This window comes from Mastigocoleus testarum BC008 (assembly GCF_001456025.1).
GTDB lineage: Bacteria > Cyanobacteriota > Cyanobacteriia > Cyanobacteriales > Nostocaceae > Mastigocoleus > Mastigocoleus testarum.
Genome location: NZ_LMTZ01000090.1, coordinates 126923 through 143221, shown reverse-complemented (window position 1 = coordinate 143221; position 16299 = coordinate 126923). Strand labels below are relative to the sequence as shown.

At 37.0% G+C, this 16299-nt stretch carries 10 protein-coding genes; 5 read left to right on the top strand and 5 right to left on the bottom strand.

Features of this window, described 5'->3' with window-relative positions; translation table 11 throughout:
* Positions 1-90: 90 nt before the first annotated feature.
* Positions 91-1121 (bottom strand): IS630 family transposase gene (locus BC008_RS48420; RefSeq protein ID WP_153009613.1). Its coding sequence is split into 2 segments (ribosomal slippage): positions 91-701 and positions 701-1121, totalling 1032 coding nucleotides; the frame shifts between segments, so codons are not numbered across the junction.
* A 179-nt stretch (positions 1122-1300) separates the two neighbouring features.
* Here BC008_RS48420 and BC008_RS17700 point away from each other — a divergent pair.
* From BC008_RS17700 to BC008_RS17690, 3 genes are all read left to right on the top strand, one after another.
* Positions 1301-2095: an ion transporter gene (locus BC008_RS17700; protein ID WP_027844047.1), complete on the top strand. Its 795-nt coding sequence runs from the start codon at positions 1301-1303 to the stop codon at positions 2093-2095.
* A gap of 1465 nt (positions 2096-3560) precedes the next feature.
* Positions 3561-4637: a tetratricopeptide repeat protein gene (locus BC008_RS17695; RefSeq protein ID WP_058183736.1), complete on the top strand. Its 1077-nt coding sequence runs from the start codon at positions 3561-3563 to the stop codon at positions 4635-4637.
* Between the two features lie 349 nt (positions 4638-4986).
* Complete coding sequence (locus tag BC008_RS17690) at positions 4987-6627, top strand: DUF1565 domain-containing protein (RefSeq protein ID WP_027844046.1); 1641 nt, start codon at positions 4987-4989, stop codon at positions 6625-6627.
* Between the two features lie 329 nt (positions 6628-6956).
* Here BC008_RS17690 and BC008_RS17685 read toward each other — a convergent pair whose 3' ends face one another.
* Positions 6957-7817, bottom strand: a complete 861-nt coding sequence (locus BC008_RS17685) for a phosphate ABC transporter substrate-binding protein (RefSeq protein ID WP_027844045.1) — start codon at positions 7815-7817, stop codon at positions 6957-6959.
* 476 nt (positions 7818-8293) lie between these two features.
* Here BC008_RS17685 and BC008_RS17680 point away from each other — a divergent pair, with 476 nt between their 5' ends.
* Positions 8294-10165, top strand: coding sequence for a sensor histidine kinase (locus BC008_RS17680; RefSeq protein WP_027844044.1), 1872 nt, complete (start codon positions 8294-8296; stop codon positions 10163-10165).
* Between the two features lie 245 nt (positions 10166-10410).
* Here BC008_RS17680 and tkt read toward each other — a convergent pair whose 3' ends face one another.
* From tkt to acpP, 3 genes are all read right to left on the bottom strand, one after another.
* Complete coding sequence (gene tkt, locus BC008_RS17675; protein WP_027844043.1) at positions 10411-12417, bottom strand: transketolase; 2007 nt, start codon at positions 12415-12417, stop codon at positions 10411-10413.
* 547 nt (positions 12418-12964) lie between these two features.
* Positions 12965-14215, bottom strand: a complete 1251-nt coding sequence (gene fabF, locus BC008_RS17670) for a beta-ketoacyl-ACP synthase II (protein WP_027844042.1) — start codon at positions 14213-14215, stop codon at positions 12965-12967.
* 477 nt (positions 14216-14692) lie between these two features.
* Entirely contained in the window at positions 14693-14944 is a 252-nt protein-coding gene (acpP, locus tag BC008_RS17665) for an acyl carrier protein (protein WP_027844041.1), read from the bottom strand.
* Between the two features lie 253 nt (positions 14945-15197).
* Between acpP and BC008_RS17660 the strand changes: the two genes are divergently transcribed.
* A complete protein-coding gene (locus BC008_RS17660; protein ID WP_027844040.1) occupies positions 15198-16109 on the top strand; it encodes a CoB--CoM heterodisulfide reductase iron-sulfur subunit B family protein in 912 nt (303 codons plus the stop codon).
* The last annotated feature ends 190 nt before the right edge of the window (positions 16110-16299 follow it).

Below are 16299 nucleotides of genomic sequence, written 5' to 3'. Positions count from 1 at the left end.
TCTCTTTTAGTCTTTTCTGATACTTTAATAATTTTTTTTGATAACTTGTCTAAATCCGATTTTCTTCTAGCTTTGCTTTGTACTATAGGACTAGTATTTGATTTCTGAAAAAACTCCGTACATCTGGAGAGATAGAAAATCAAAGGTAGTATTTCGAAGAAACCACTCAAACATCCACTTTAAGTGAGAGAATGTTGGAATTAAGGCGCAAAAACGTCTAACCCAGGTTTTTGCTTGTAACCAAATATCTTCTATAGGATTTTGTGATGGGCAATTAGGAGCAAAGCGGACACAGTGAATTCTCCATTCTTCTTGAGATAAACCTTGATTTATTTCGCCTAAAAAGTTCTGAACTAGATGTGAACGATGGTAAGAAGCACCATCCCAAAGCAGAAGTAATCGTTGGTTGGGAGACTGATCTAATAAATAACCTAAATAATCAATCGTATGATCGGAATTACCGGCGTTGTAAGCTTTAAGAAGTAACTTACCACTCAGATAATCAACAGCCCCGTAGTATGTCTGTTTATTCCGTTCGTTAACGATTCCAACTCCTATTTCTTGGTCAGTTTTTCCCCAAACATAACCAGTTAAGTCTCCCCATAGCAGATGACACTCATCTATTAGTAATACTCTGAGTCTTCCTGCTTCTATTTCTTCTGTGTTGCTTGCCAATAATGTTTCAATCTGTTTTTTTTTGCACAAACAGCCTCTGGGTCAGCCTTTGGATTTAAGGATGTGGTTTTCTTCCAACTAATTCCCGCCGCATCAAATAAATCGTAATAGCTTCGTTTCGATTCGTAGATTACATCATATTCAAATGCTAATTTATACTCTAGTTCACCAAGCTCCCAAGTATTTTTCGTTTGTAACCAACCTAATACTTCTTCTCGCTGTTCATTGCTCAGATAACTCTTTCTTCCTTTATGGTTTAACCGTAATCCCTCAATCCCATATTCCTTGTAAGCTTGTTTCCAGCTTGTTATCGAACCAAGAGACACATCTAAAATAGTTTGAATTTCCTCATACTTGTAGCCTTGATAAACTAATTTCACTGCTAAAGCTTTCCTCACCTCACGGGCATCTGGGCGATCGTCTATAAATTCTTGTAACTCTGCGATACCTCTGTCGGCGTCGGCGGTACCGATCGCAGCTTGTAAATACTTATTTATCATTGTTCGTTGTTAGACCGATATCTTTGCCCGTATTATCTCGTAGTTTTTTTCATAAATCAAATATGATTCCTATAGTATCAGAGATTAAAAGTAATATTACAAATAACTTTGTGGTGAACTTAGCTATGTCACTAAATAAAGATAGATTTACATTTTTAATCGAAAACTTAGACGCACAGAAAAACCAAGTAATTAATTTAGTAATAGTTTTTCTAATTATTATATCTTCAGGGATTTTTGTCATCCAAACTTATTCAATTCCGGCTAACATACAATTTATACTTAGCATCATAAATACAACTATTTTAATTTGCTTTGCTATTGAGTATCTATTACGTTTATGGAGTCAGGAAAATAAATTTCAATATATATTCAGTTTTTATGCAATCATTGACTTGGTAGCTATATTACCTGGTTTTATTGGATTTGTTGATATTAGTTTTATTCGCATACTGCGATGGTTTAGGATTTTGCGTTTGATTCGGTTTATAGAACAAAAGTCTTTATTTGGAATTCTTAGTAATGAAGATTTATTGATATTTGTCCGCATATTATTTACTTTATTTGCAATTATTTTTGTTTATTCGGGCTTAATTTATCAAGTCGAACATTCAGTAAATCCTGATAATTTTCGTAATTTTTTAGATGCATTTTATTTTTCTATTGTAACTATGACGACCGTAGGTTTTGGTGATGTTACTCCAATTTCTAATAGTGGTCGTTTGTTAACAGTTTTGATGATTTTAACAGGGATCACTTTAATCCCTTGGCAAATTGGCGATCTCGTAAAACGACTAATCGAAATATCTAATAAAATAAAAATACTTTGTGATAACTGTGGTCTAGCTTTTCACGACCCAGATGCTAATTTCTGTAAAATATGTGGTAAAAAGTTACAGCAAGTTCCAAACAGACAATAATTTTTTGTAAATAATTAAAGTCAGTGAAGATAAGATAATTAATATCAAATAGATATCAAATAAATATAGAATCATAATTATAAATACATGAATACATGAATACATTATTCATAATAGAAAATTATGAGATATATCTCTGACGACCTAACTCACTGTAGCAATCCGATTAGATTTGTGAACAGACAAAACTTAGCTCACTGTAGGTGCGCGGATTCAGTTCTGTCACGTCTTTATAATATTGATTGTTATAAATAATATTGATTATTATAAATAATTTATGATCGCTATAGAAATAAAATACGACCGACACAGACTAAAAAATTATGATGCTCGGTAAAAATTTGTGGCCTACTTTATTACTGTACTTCTGCAAAAATTTTTAATTACTGGGGAATATAAATATATTTCTTAATAGTCAATATGGTAGACATCATACAACGAAATAATAGCTGTATGCGCAATTGAAGTTACTTAGGATGCTGAAATTACTATACAGTAGGGTAAATACTTGCTAATGAAGTTACGATACATACTCTATATTGATTAGCATTTAAGTACTATCCAAGTAATAAATAACAATTTTAGCTACAAATAACGTCCTATGCGGAGTTTTTTTTACAGTCACCCTTTTTCTATGACTTTTGAAAACACAAAATCGAGTAGGGGCTTGTTATTTTCCTCAAATGCCAAACATAAGAAAAAATAGATGTTGCAAACCAAAAAATCGGTTCTTTTAAATTAGAGAGTGCTTTATTTTAGATTTGTCTGCGATCGCGATCGCATCTCAGGGAATTTTAAATCACTAGTTTCTATTTTATCTAAGTATAAAAAAGTGTGCTGCAAATCACAAAAAAACCTATAATAAAAGAGTAATATATAACCCGAATCGTTCCATAGTAGTTCCCTAGACAATATAGTTTAGTGTCGAACCCTGTTATTGAAACTTATTAGAGAAGGGTTGTCTTTATTTAAGACTTAACTGAATAGTTTTAACTAACTGCATTATCTTTACGTACCAGTAAAACAGTTTAAATAGTAATTTTCAGCAGACTGTTTCAGGAAATGCTTGTTAGGCTTTGGTATTTATTTACTGTCAGTCGTAAATTTTGAATACCAGATAAATAAAATCAGGGATAACCATTTGTTGTAAGCGGAGAACAATAAAGGTTTCAAAACTTTATTAACTCCGAAATCAAAGGAAAACAGCAAGACTTAAACTCTTCTTATCCAAGAAAGAGAGTTGATATACCCTTAAGCAGAACTGAGTGCTTTTATTCGAGCAAAAATAAAATATCTCATACATCAATCAGTTGACTTGATGTGTGAATTCAGTCGTGAAGGTTAAGTATATAGCTAATTAATGGTTAGTTAATTGCGGAAAGTTGACCTGATAGCGATTGATTACATGTGAAAAACTAAATCAATTTTAATTACGGAAAGTAAGGTAGAGCCCGGAGAAGTCAAGATGAAAGGATCGAGAATTGCTTCAATGCTTTTGGTATTGGGTGCTTTTGCTGCGGTAGATGTATTTGTACCCGATTACATACAAGCTAAAGCTACAAAAACAACAGAGCGTGAATTGGTAGCAGCAACAGCAAATTTATCAATAAAAACTCTTCGAGGTTCTGGGATCGAAGCATCAGTTAATGGTAATACAAAAGTCTCATATTACATAAGCAGAGGAAATCAGCATTACTTAAGAGGAAATCTCAAAGAAGCAATAGCTAATTTTGATCGAGCATTGCTAATGAATCCTTCAAATTCTGATGCTTATTACAAAAGAGGACTTGTACGTTATCAGTTAAGAGATTATCGCGGTGCAATTTCTGATTATAGCGAAGCTTTAAAAATAAGTCCGAACCATGCGGATATCTATATTAGTAGGGGTAATGCTCGTGATGATTCAGGAGATGGAGCGGGAGCAATACAAGATTATACTCGGGCTTTAAAAATCGATCCCAATCATTCCTATGCTTATTTAAATCGCGGGATCGCTCATTACCGTCTACAAGCATTTCAAGCTGCGATCGCAGATTATAATCGAGTATTACGCGACAATTCTAACGATGCATCTGTTTATTTAAATCGCGCTCTTGCTTATCATGGTTTAAAAAATTATGGCGCGGCAGTTGCAGATTATACAAAAGTTTTACAGCTTAAACCTAATGATATTGAAACTTATAACCGCAGGGGAAACATCCGCGTTCAGATGCAAGACTATCGAGGAGGGGTTGCAGATTACACTAAAGCTTTAGAAATAGATCCCAATAGCGCTCATACATATTACAACCGAGGTAATCTCCGTACTGAGTTACAAGAATTTGAGGAAGCTATCAAAGATTACACTAAAGCTTTAGAAATCAATCCTGATTATGCTCAAGCGTATGGAAATCGAGCAATCGCACGTTATAGTTTAGACGATATTGATGGAGCCATCGCCGATCTACAAAAAGCTATAGATATCTTTAAAACACAAGGACAAACTACGGAAGTTCAAAAAGGGATCGATCTTATTGAGGAAATCAAAAGCGAGCAAGCTTAGTGGAGGTAGGGTGTGTTGTCCCAACTAGCGAAGGAGTACCGTGGGTATTGCGTGATGCACCACTATGAATTGGATAGAAATAAACGCCGTGAAAATTATAATGTGCTGCCGATGTGGGAAACATAAGTAATTTTGCTGCGGGTAATGCTGAGCTTTGACGATGAAAATTTAGTAATAATTGAGAAAATTACTTTTCCTTAGTGTCTTAACCGATATCTTTACTGCTACATTCAAATCGGTAGTGGCGGGTTATATATTAGTCTACTATTTATCTGTATTATTTGTTGCCAAAATTATTAGATATCTATGATGTGTACGCTAAGATGTCGTGGTGTCTAAGAATATCAGTATGTCTGAAATTATTTACGTAAATTCAACTATTGGCAGCGATAGTGCAAGTGGTAGCCAACAAACACCATTAAAAACTATAACTCAAGCCCTTAAGATAGCAAAATCCGGAACTAAAATCCAACTGGCAGATGGTAAATATAACGGTGATACTGGTGAAGAATTTCCTTTAAATATTCCTAGTGGAGTCACTGTTTTTGGTAATGAAAGTAACAAAGGCGCAGGTATTCTAATTGAAGGTAGTGGAGAGTATCTCAGTCGTACTTTTGCCCGTCAAAATATCACGATCATTCTTGATGATAATACTGAATTAAGAGGAGTAACAGTTACTAGTCCCGATACTCGTGGTACTGCCGTTTGGATTGAGTCAACTGCACCCACGGTAGCTAATTGTACTTTTACCAAATGCAAACGCGAGGGTGTTTTTGCTAGTGGCGATGCAAATCCGAAGATTTTCGATAGTATATTTGTTGAAAATGATGCTAACGGTATTTCCATCGCTCGAGATAGTACTGGTGAGATTCGCGGTAACACCTGTATAAGAACTGGTTACGGAATTGCTATTAGCGATCGCGCTGCACCGAAAATAATTAATAATAAAATTTCTGAGAACCGAAATGGAATTGTTATTTCCGGTAGCGCTCGTCCCATATTGCGTCAAAACATCTGTGAAAGAAATACAGATGATGGTTTGACAATGATTCGTGACTCTCTCCCCGATATGGGTAGTAGCAATGACCCTGGTGGTAACATCCTACGCAACAACGGTAAATTTGACCTGCAAAATGCAACTTCTAATAAGCTGATTGCGATCGGGAATCAAATCGATCCGAGCAAAGTAAAAGGTAATGTGGAACTAATAGATAATCAATCTCCAACACCGGAACCGAATCCCACACCTGCACCTAACCCAACACCCGCACCTAACCCAACACCACAACCAAATCCCACACCGGAACCAGATCCTGCACCTGTACCTATTCCCGTACCAAACCCCACACCAGAACCGGATCCTACGCCTGTACCTATTCCCGTACCAGACCCAACTCCTTTACCAAACCCTACTAGATTAAGGGATATTTCTGGTCATTGGGGGGAAATATTTATTCAAGAATTGGTCAGAATAGATATAGTCAAAGGTTATCCCGACCTTACTTTTAAACCCGATGTTACGATGACACGGGCGCAATATGCTGCTTTACTTGTCAAAGCTTTTAACCCACCTGCGAAACGGGAAGCGATTAAATTCAAAGATGTTAAGGAAAATTTTTGGGCTAATCGAGTAATTCAACAAGCTTATGAAGGTGGTTTCCTTTCAGGTTTTCCAGACCGAACCTTCCACCCCAATCAAAATATCCAACGGGTTCAAGTAATTGTTTCTTTAGTTAACGGACTCAAACTCCTTGGTGGAGTAGAGAATAATTTAAATTACTTCAATGACAGAGGGAATATTCCTCAATATGCTAAAGATGAAGTAGCTACAGCAGTTGAAAAACAACTGATCGTGAATTATCCCAATTTGAAACAGCTTAACCCCACCCGCGATGCAACAAGGGCTGAAGTTGCGGTGATGGTGTATCAAGCATTAGTCAATGATGCTAGGGTTGGAGCGATCAATTTTCCTTATATTGTGAATATTTAATTGTGGTTTTTTGAATTTGTGGTTTTTTGAAGTTGCGGTTCTTTGACCTTCAAACCTCTCTCCATTTACGAAAAGAAATTTGGGGAGAGGTTTTTGGTGCTTGTTGGGGTTTGCGAACACACCAGATACAGCACAAATTTATCTAATTTCTACCTGCTGCTCAAGTTCTATTTCCACTTGAGCTTGGACAAATGTAGTGTAAATCGGGATATTAGATTCTAAAGCTTCGAAACTCTGAACAAAGTAATACATAAATACTATATATTGGCGAGCGCACTGTGACAGTTGCGTAAGTCCTGATCTGATGGGTTATTAAAATTTAGATTCCCTTAAAGCGTAGATTCTGATTTTGTTGGCACAAAGGATTGCTCCCTTACTAAGTCATATACTTTTTCAGAACGAGCAAAGTCAATAAAGTCTTTTTTTAATCCAGTTGGTTTAGAATTCGTCACTAAATTTAGAGGACGGGAAAGGGGAAAGATACCATTTTTGACATTTGCGATCGTAGCAGCGACTCCCTCAATCGGTAAGAGTTTTAAAGGTGCACCGTGAACGATATCATATTCAGCCGCACCAATAGATACGTAAGCAATAGTGTTAGGATTTTCGTTAACTGCTACAATCGCTTCTGGATTATCACCAATAATTTTATCCGCACTAATATCTTTGATCGGAACTTGAAAGAATTTAGCAAACAGCTTACCAGTAGAATGATTTTCTGCTTTGCTGACAACAAAAATTGGCGCATCTTTACCACCAACTTGTCGCCAATTGTTGATTTTATTAGTGTATATGTCAACGATTTGTTTATTCGTAAGACTTTTAATTGAGTTGTTTTTATGTATTAGTACCGATATACCATCTTTAGCAATGGTAAATGGTAATAAATGTTTTTCCTTTGCTTTTAAAGAACGCGAAACCATACCAATATCAACATTTCCTTCGCTAGCATCCTTAATTCCTTGAGAAGAACCACCAGTTTTAATGTTAATTCGTACCTTGGGATATTTAGCTTGATAACGCTTAGCGATCGCTACAACTAAAGGTTTGATGGTACTGGATCCAGTTAACGTCAAATTATCTTGAGCATAGGAAATAGTATTTTTTGATGGATATTGACTACAAGCTTGTAAAAATGAAGCAGTAAATAAAGTTAGTGATATTAATACAGATTGCTTTAAATATATCATTTTATTTTTAGCAATTTATGTTCAAAAATATTATATTTATCTATTTATATTTTTCCCATTTATACCAGCAAAATAACTGAAATCAACTACGCTTTCTATTTAATTAGCCTGTTTTGAATCACCAAAAATATTTTTATGTTATAAATACTGATTTCAAACAGTTAGCTTAATGATAAAAATAGAATTATTTATAATATACCATCGCTTTAAGTAATAATAGTTTTTATATTTTGTGCTCAACATTTATATCATAAGTTATATATCAAAGTAATTATTTAATTTTAATTTTCCAAAAAACATAAACAAAGACAACAATCACTTATGATCTAAAGTTTTTTAGTGACTCAATACAGCAATAAAAGACTCGTTAATGATTAATGGAATATTAAATATTCATTTAAATGTTACAGGAGTTTTTATTAACTGGATTTACAAGCAAGTCTATAAATATATTTACATACTTTTAAATCTTGATTATGAAATCTATAAAATCAAGTTTACTCTCGGGAAATAGACTAAAAATTTCTTGGATGAATTCCCAAGCAGAAAATATATTCCAAAAAAATAGTTACAGCTGGTTCCAAAGAATAATAGATAAGACCAAGATTGGTCATAAAATTACCATAGGTTATGGAATTACCATTGGTATTGCTGCTATGGGAATAACTGTTGGTTTATTCGTAGGAGATGTTTATTGGAAACAACCTGCTTTAAAACAACAAGAAATTAGTCACAGAGAATCAGCTTTGCTGATGCAATTGAAAGATTCTTTATTAGAGACAAAATCTCAGTTTATTCCTTACATCACAAATCCCCATTTATTAGAAAACTACAGTAGCTATTTATTGATACACTCTGATAAGATAATTGCTGTTTTATCTGAATTAGAAAATGAGATAAGTCATGAAAATCAAGGATTACAACGGCAAAACCTAGCAGATTTGCAAAATTTTATTCAAAAACATAAAGACACAACACAAACATATAGAAAAAAATTAGTCACTACCATTAATAAATTCAATATTATTAATTCCGACAACCAAACAATAGATACCAGAAATTCTAGAAATCTTTTGGTAAATTTCCTTGAGTCCCTAGAAGCATTACAGTTAGAAAAAGATATTCAAGAACTAAATAAATTAATTGCCTTTGCGGAAGATAAAAAACGAGCAGCAAACACTAACTTGAATCTGGCTATACAATTACAGGCAGATATAACCAAATATAGTATTTTGCTGTCAGTAGCTATCGCTATTTTCTTAGCATTTTTTACAACTTGGCTCATAACTTATCCGTTAACAGCAGTTACAAAAGTTGCTCAAAAAGTTGCTAATGAGTCTAATTTTGACCTTATAGTCCCAGTTACTACCAAAGATGAAGTAGGATTATTAGCGAGTTCCTTCAACCAGATGATTCAGACAGTTTCCAAGTATATCCATGAGTTAGAGCTTGCTCGACAAACATTAGAGCAAAGAGTGGAAGAACGAACACAGGAACTTTCCCAAGCTTTACAAAATCTCCAGCAAACACAATCCCAATTAATTCAAACTGAAAAGATGTCTAGTTTGGGTCAAATGGTAGCTGGGGTAGCTCATGAAATAAATAATCCAGTAAACTTTATATACGGCAATATTCGGCATGTTAATAGCTACGTTGACGATTTGTTAGCTTTGTTAAAGCTTTATCAAGAAGAACACATTGATGTCAGTCCAAAAATTTTAGAGGAAATTGAAAACATTGATTTAGAGTTTGTTACCGATGATTTACCCAAAACTCTTTCTTCAATGAAAATAGGTGCTCAACGTATCCGTGATATTGTCCTCTCATTACGTAATTTTTCTCGCTTGGATGAAGCTGAAGCTAAAGCTATTGATATTCATGAAGGTATTGAGAGTACTTTATTACTACTCAATCACCAAATCAAAAAAGGAATTGAGGTGGTAAGACAATATGGAGATTTGATGCTGGTTGAGTGTTATCCAGCACAACTAAACCAGGTTTTTATGAATATCCTTAACAATGGAATGGATGCTTTACAAGAACAGCCGGAGGAATTTAGTAAACAGATTAGAATTCAGACAGAGGTTCTTGAAACTAAAGTAAATAAATCTGTACGTATAAGAATTAAAGATAATGGTCCAGGGATCCCTTTAAATATTCAAGAAAAGTTATTTGACCCCTTTTTTACAACCAAGCCCATAGGTAAAGGTACCGGTTTAGGTTTATCGATTTCCTACAGTATTGTTAAAAAACATAAGGGCGAAATAGAAGTAATATCTGAACCTGGTAAAGGTACAGAATTTATTATTATGTTACCAACTTTAATGAATCAAGAAAATTACTTGTAAATACGAGTATATGGAATAGTTTGACTAAAGTGTAGTCTTATACCAATTTAGAAAAATAATGAGACAAATAAATTTTTGTAGAGACGTACCGTGGTAAGTCTCTACGGGAGAATCTATTGCAATGATTGATTGAATTGGTATAATTTTTATTATCTGTTCCCTGTTCTCCATTCCCTTCAAACACAAAAAAGGCGGGCTAATCTTCGCCCACCCCAAACTTTTATTCAGAGATTATTTATTTACTACTAACCCAAAACTTCTTTAGCTTTGGCAACTACATTATCAATGCTAAAGCCGAATTTCTCCATACAAACAGCGCCAGGAGCAGAAGCACCAAAACGGTTGATGGTTACACTACCACCTTCAGCACCGATGTATCTTTCCCAACCAAAGCTCACACCAGCTTCTACAGCTACACGTTTGGTGACAGCTTTCGGTAAAATAGATTCTTGGTAAGCTGCATCCTGTGCTTCGAACATTTCCCAAGAAGGCATAGAAACAACTCGAACTTTCTTGTCGGTGAGTTTTTCAGCTGCACCCACACAGAGCTGTAATTCAGAACCAGTACCAATTAGGATTATATCGGGAGTACCGTCGCAATCAACTACAGTGTATGCACCTTTAGCTGCATTTGCTGCAGAACTTCCAGCCAAATTAGGTACACCTTGACGAGTGAAGGCTAACAAAGTGGGTTTATTTTGCTTAGCATTCTCGACCGCTACTTTGTAAGCGCCAGAACATTCGTTTCCATCTGCAGGACGAAATACTGTCAAGTTAGGAATAGCTCTTAGTGAAGCTAAAGTTTCGATGGGTTGGTGGGTAGGACCATCTTCACCTTGTCCAATGGAATCGTGGGTCATCACCCAAATGGCTCCAACTTGGGATAGAGCAGATAGGCGGATGGCTGCACGCATGTAGTCTGTGAAGATCAGAAAGGTTGCACCGTAAGGAATTAATCCCGAACCATGCAATCCAATACCGTTACAAATTGCACCCATACCATGTTCCCGCACGCCAAAGTGGACGTTACGGTTTTGGTGCTGTCCTTTTTGGAATGCTCCATTATCTTTGATTTTGGTCAGGTTAGAGCCGGTTAAATCCGCAGAACCACCAATGAATTCAGGTATTACCGATGCTAAAGCATTGAGGCAGGTTTCAGAATGTTTGCGGGTAGCAAGTCCTTTATCTGCAGGAGTATAGCTAGGTAATACTTTATCCCAACCATCGGGAAGTTGACCGTTAATTTGACGTTCAAATTCAGCTGCTTCTTGGGGATATTTAGCTTTATAGTCAGCGTAGGCTTTTTCCCAATCAGCTTCGTAGCCAGCACCACGATCTACAGCTTTACGCATGTGAGATAAAGCATCTGCTGGTAAATCAAAGGGTTCGTATTCCCAACCCAAATTTTCACGGGTAGCTTTAACTTCATCAGTTCCAAGAGCAGAACCGTGAATTCCCGATGTATTTTGTTTGTTGGGCGCACCGTAACCGATGGTAGTTGTTACCTTAATCATCGATGGTTTGTCGGTAACAGATTTTGCTTCTTCGATGGCTTTAGCAATTCCTTCTAAATCGTTATTACCATCTTTAACGTGAAGAACATGCCAACCATAAGCTTCAAAGCGCTTAGAAACATCTTCGGTGAATGCAAGATCGGTAGAACCGTCGATGGAAATATGGTTGTCGTCGTACAGAGCAATCAGTTTACCTAGCCCTTGGTGTCCAGCAAAAGAACAAGCTTCACCGGAAACGCCTTCCATGTTACAACCATCACCTAAAATAACATAGGTGTAGTGGTCAACAATCTTTGCATCCGGTTTGTTGAACTTAGCAGCAAGGTGTGCTTCCGCCATCGCCAAACCAACTCCATTAGCAATTCCTTGACCTAATGGACCGGTGGTTACTTCTATCCCTGGTGTGACAAAGTTTTCTGGGTGTCCAGCAGTTGGAGAACCCCACTGACGAAATTGTTTGATATCTTCGATACTCACGCTGTCAAAACCAGCCAGGTACAGTAGAGCATACTGCAACATGGAACCATGACCAGCAGACAAAACAAAGCGATCGCGGTTGAACCACTTGGGATTTTTGGGGTTATACCGCATGAAACGGTCCCAAAGTACAAACGCCATCGGTGCTGCACCCATTGGTAAACCAGGGTGACCAGATTTCGCTTTTTCTACAGCATCAATTGCTAAAAAGCGAATCGAATTAATACAAAGTTGTTCAAGGGATTGGGTTGCAACAGCCATAATCTCTTATTCTTAACGACGGGTTAGTACTCTCATGAGCATCTTGCTCGGGTTTGTTTTAAATTTTCCCAAGACTGCATATCCATCATCCCATTGTGACTTGCTCTCTCACAAGGAGCGAAAATTTGGGATTAATATCTCGACCTTTCAGATTCACATTCATTTTACGAAGTGTAACAGTCGTTATTCCGTTGTCAGTCACACCGAAAAATGAAGGCTAATTCACTCCTAGTATTGCCTAGAGATATGTAGCAGGATTGTGCGCAGTTACCTCGCTATGCTAACAGGAGTCAGGAGCCAGAATCCAGAAATAATTCAGGATTCACAGTTCTGAATTGAGAAGCTTAAAGCCATAGGAAAGTGTGAAACGCACTTTTCCCTAAACTGTTTTTTTCTACAAATTGCTTTGGATCTGCACTTCACAATTTTTTCAGAATTTCATTCATTTGGAACCTGCTACTGTGACCCGCTACCGATTTGCCAATTCCTTCAATACTAGGAAGAAAATAAACGTGCAACTCAAATTTTGAGACTTAAATATTAAGAATTAGTTGTACTTCCTAAATGCTAACGTGACGTTATGACCGCCAAATCCAAAAGAATTGGAGAGTGCAACTTCTACAGGTAATGCGCGACTTTCATTCGCAACATAATCTAAATCGCATTCTGGATCGGGATTTTCTAAATTAATTGTTGGTGGAACTTTGCTGTTAGCGATCGCTAATACTGTCGCTACTGCTTCTATCCCGCCCGAACCGCCCAACAAATGTCCTGTCATTGACTTGGTGGAACTTACAGCGATTTTATAAGCATGTTCGCCCAAAGCTTTTTTAATTGCAGCAGTTTCATTAGGATCGTTCACAGGGGTACTAGTACCATGGGCATTAACGTAACTCACCATTTCTGCGGTAAGTCCACCATCTTTCAGAGCCAGCTGGATCGCACGCGCTGGTCCTGCTCCACCAGGTTCCAAAGAAGTCATGTGGTAGGCATCACAAGTCATTCCATAACCAACAATTTCAGCGTAAATTTTAGCACCACGGCTTTTTGCGTGTTCTAGCTCTTCTAAAATTAACACTCCACTACCTTCACCCATGACAAATCCATCTCTGTCTTTGTCAAAAGGACGACAAGCTTTTTGAGGATCATCATTACGAGTTGAAAGTGCTCTTGCTGAAGCAAAACCAGCTATCCCTAAAGGTGTAATTGCAGCTTCACATCCGCCACAAATCATGGCTTGGGCATAACCGTTTTGAATTACGCGGAAAGCATCACCAATGGAATTAGAACCTGCAGCACAAGCTGTTACGGAACAAGAGTTTGGTCCTTTTGCTCCTGTATGAATTGCTGTCAAGCCCGCAGCCATATTAGCAATCATCATTGGAATCATAAAAGGGCTACAGCGGTCTGGTCCGCGATCCAAGTAAATTGTTTGCTGGTCTTCCATTACTTTTAGACCACCAACACCAGAACCAATAATCACGCCAATTTGTTCTGCGTTCAGTTCGTTAATAACTAACTTTGCGTCTGCCAAAGCTTGTTTTGCCGCTGAAACCCCAAATTGGGAAAACCGATCCATGCGCTTGGCTTCTTTTCGAGCCATATATTTCTGAGGATCGAAGTCTTTTACTTCACCAGCTATGCGACAATTATGTTTAGATGCGTCAAATGCACTGATTTCACCAATTCCGTTACGTCCGGTTAATAAGCCTTCCCAATATTCATCTGGTGTATTTCCAATCGGCGTAATCGCGCCCACACCAGTTACAACAACGCGCTTACGTTTATAATCTGTCATGATGGTAGAAAAAAATTACCTAGAAATTGAGGCAGAGTCCCAAGCTGCCTACTGAATTATGAGTTATGAGTTATTAAGTTATGAGTCCTGAGGAGTCAGCCTCAGAAATGTTTTTCCTAATTTTTACTTTCCCGATTTATAGTTTTTCATTCTGTAAATCTTTAAGTCTGACTGATGTAAGTTTGACTTGGGAGAGCTTGCCCGGTTCCGGTAAGCTCGCTTTACTATACTGAGGGAATCTTTATTTTTACCAAAGTCTTCCACAAATAAATCTCAGGAAAATAAATCTCAGGAAAATAGATTCCAGAATTCAGGGAAATAGATTCCAGAAAAAAATAAACTCCAGAAAAAATAAATTCCAGAAAAAATAAATTTTAGGAAGCGGGGTTTTACTGGCGTTCCCCCAGAAGAGAAGTTAGGAAAAATCAGACTATCTTACAACATGACTCCTCACCCAATACTCGATTGCTGCAGATTTTAGGCAGATGCAGCGACTTTATCGTTGATGTAATCAACTGCCTCTTGAACTGTTGTAATTTTCTCAGCAGCTTCGTCAGGAATTTCAATATCAAATTCCTCTTCCAAAGCCATCACCAATTCAACCGTATCGAGAGAATCTGCCCCTAGATCGTTAGCAAAATTGGATTGAGGCTTGATTTTTTCTGCCTCAACACTCAACTGTTCGGTAACAATTTCTTTAACCTTTTCAAAAATTTCTGTTTGACTCATAGATAAAAATCCTGGTTTGAGGTTGCTACAATTGGCTCTTGAATGATGCCATAATTTTGAGCATATACATCTTATCGGAAAGCGCGATCGGGTACACCGTAAGAATGCTTCTATTTTCCAATTATTATGAAATTTTTTAGCGCCTATTTTTCAACTACATACTTTTCAGTGCATACAATTAATCATCCATCATAACAAGCTGCGATCGATAATTGTTCGGTCAAGTCTTCATGTTCCCAATTAATAGAATTTTATGCTATCGCGGACACTAAAATATGCTTACTACCCAGGTTGTGTTGCTCAAGGAGCTTGTGGCGAGCTCCATCAATCAACCGTTGCTCTTTGCCGAGTTCTGGGAATTGAACTGTTTGAACTCAAAAAAGCAGCTTGCTGTGGTTCTGGTACATTCAAAGAAGATTCCCAACTTTTAGAAGATACTGTCAACGCCCGAAATATTGCTTTAGCGGAGGAATTAAATTTACCTTTATTAACCCATTGCAGTACTTGTCAAGGTGTTATTGGCAATGTAGATGAACGGCTTAAAGAATACCAAAAAACACAACCTGAGTATTTAGGTCGAGTTAATAATTTTTTAGAGAAAGAAGGTTGTTTGCCCTATCGGGGAAAAACGCAAGTCAAGCATCTTCTTTATGCTTTAGTTACTGACTTTGGTGTCGAAGAAATTGTCCAACGAGTTACTCGTAAATTAACGGGCCTAAAATGTGCGGCTTTTTATGGTTGCTATTTACTCCGGGCACAAAAATCCATGACCAACGATGATCCTTTTCATCCTGAAGCGATGGAAAATGTATTTCGTGCTGTGGGTTCTACACCAATTTATTATCGAGGTCGTACCCAATGTTGTGGATGGCCACTTTCTAGTTATGCAGCAAAAGAATCTTTTCAAATGGCTGGGAAACACATTCAAGAAGCCTTAGAAGCAGGGGCTGATTGCTTGGTAACTCCCTGTCCTTTGTGTCACTTGAACTTAGATTCTCGCCAACCGGAGGTAGAAAAAGTCATCGGCGAAAAGCTCGGCTTACCTGTACTGCATTTCCCCCAACTAGTTGCTTTAGCTGTTGGCGTAAGTCCTAAAGAATTAGGTTTATCTCGCCATGTAGTTGATACCAAACCTGTTTTAGAAAAGTTAGGAATTAAGGATTAGATATTGGGGACTGGGGATTGGGGACTGGGGATTGGAAAAAATTATGATTCCCATTACCCATTCCATTACCCATTACCCATTACCCATTACCTATTACCACCCATTACCCATTACCTATTACCCATTACCCATTACCTATTACCTATTACCCATTACCCATTACCTATTACCTATTACCTACTACCCATTA

Bases quoted from the DNA above. Each gene is read 5' to 3' on its own strand.
- tkt (WP_027844043.1), bottom strand. From the start codon at position 12,417: ATGGCTGTTGCAACCCAATCCCTTGAACAACTTTGTATTAATTCGATT.
- BC008_RS17680 (WP_027844044.1), top strand. From the start codon at position 8,294: ATGAAATCTATAAAATCAAGTTTACTCTCGGGAAATAGACTAAAAATT.
- BC008_RS17700 (WP_027844047.1), top strand. From the start codon at position 1,301: ATGTCACTAAATAAAGATAGATTTACATTTTTAATCGAAAACTTAGAC.
- fabF (WP_027844042.1), bottom strand. From the start codon at position 14,215: ATGACAGATTATAAACGTAAGCGCGTTGTTGTAACTGGTGTGGGCGCG.
- acpP (WP_027844041.1), bottom strand. From the start codon at position 14,944: ATGAGTCAAACAGAAATTTTTGAAAAGGTTAAAGAAATTGTTACCGAA.
- BC008_RS17690 (WP_027844046.1), top strand. From the start codon at position 4,987: ATGTCTGAAATTATTTACGTAAATTCAACTATTGGCAGCGATAGTGCA.
- BC008_RS17695 (WP_058183736.1), top strand. From the start codon at position 3,561: ATGAAAGGATCGAGAATTGCTTCAATGCTTTTGGTATTGGGTGCTTTT.
- BC008_RS17660 (WP_027844040.1), top strand. From the start codon at position 15,198: ATGCTATCGCGGACACTAAAATATGCTTACTACCCAGGTTGTGTTGCT.
- BC008_RS17685 (WP_027844045.1), bottom strand. From the start codon at position 7,817: ATGATATATTTAAAGCAATCTGTATTAATATCACTAACTTTATTTACT.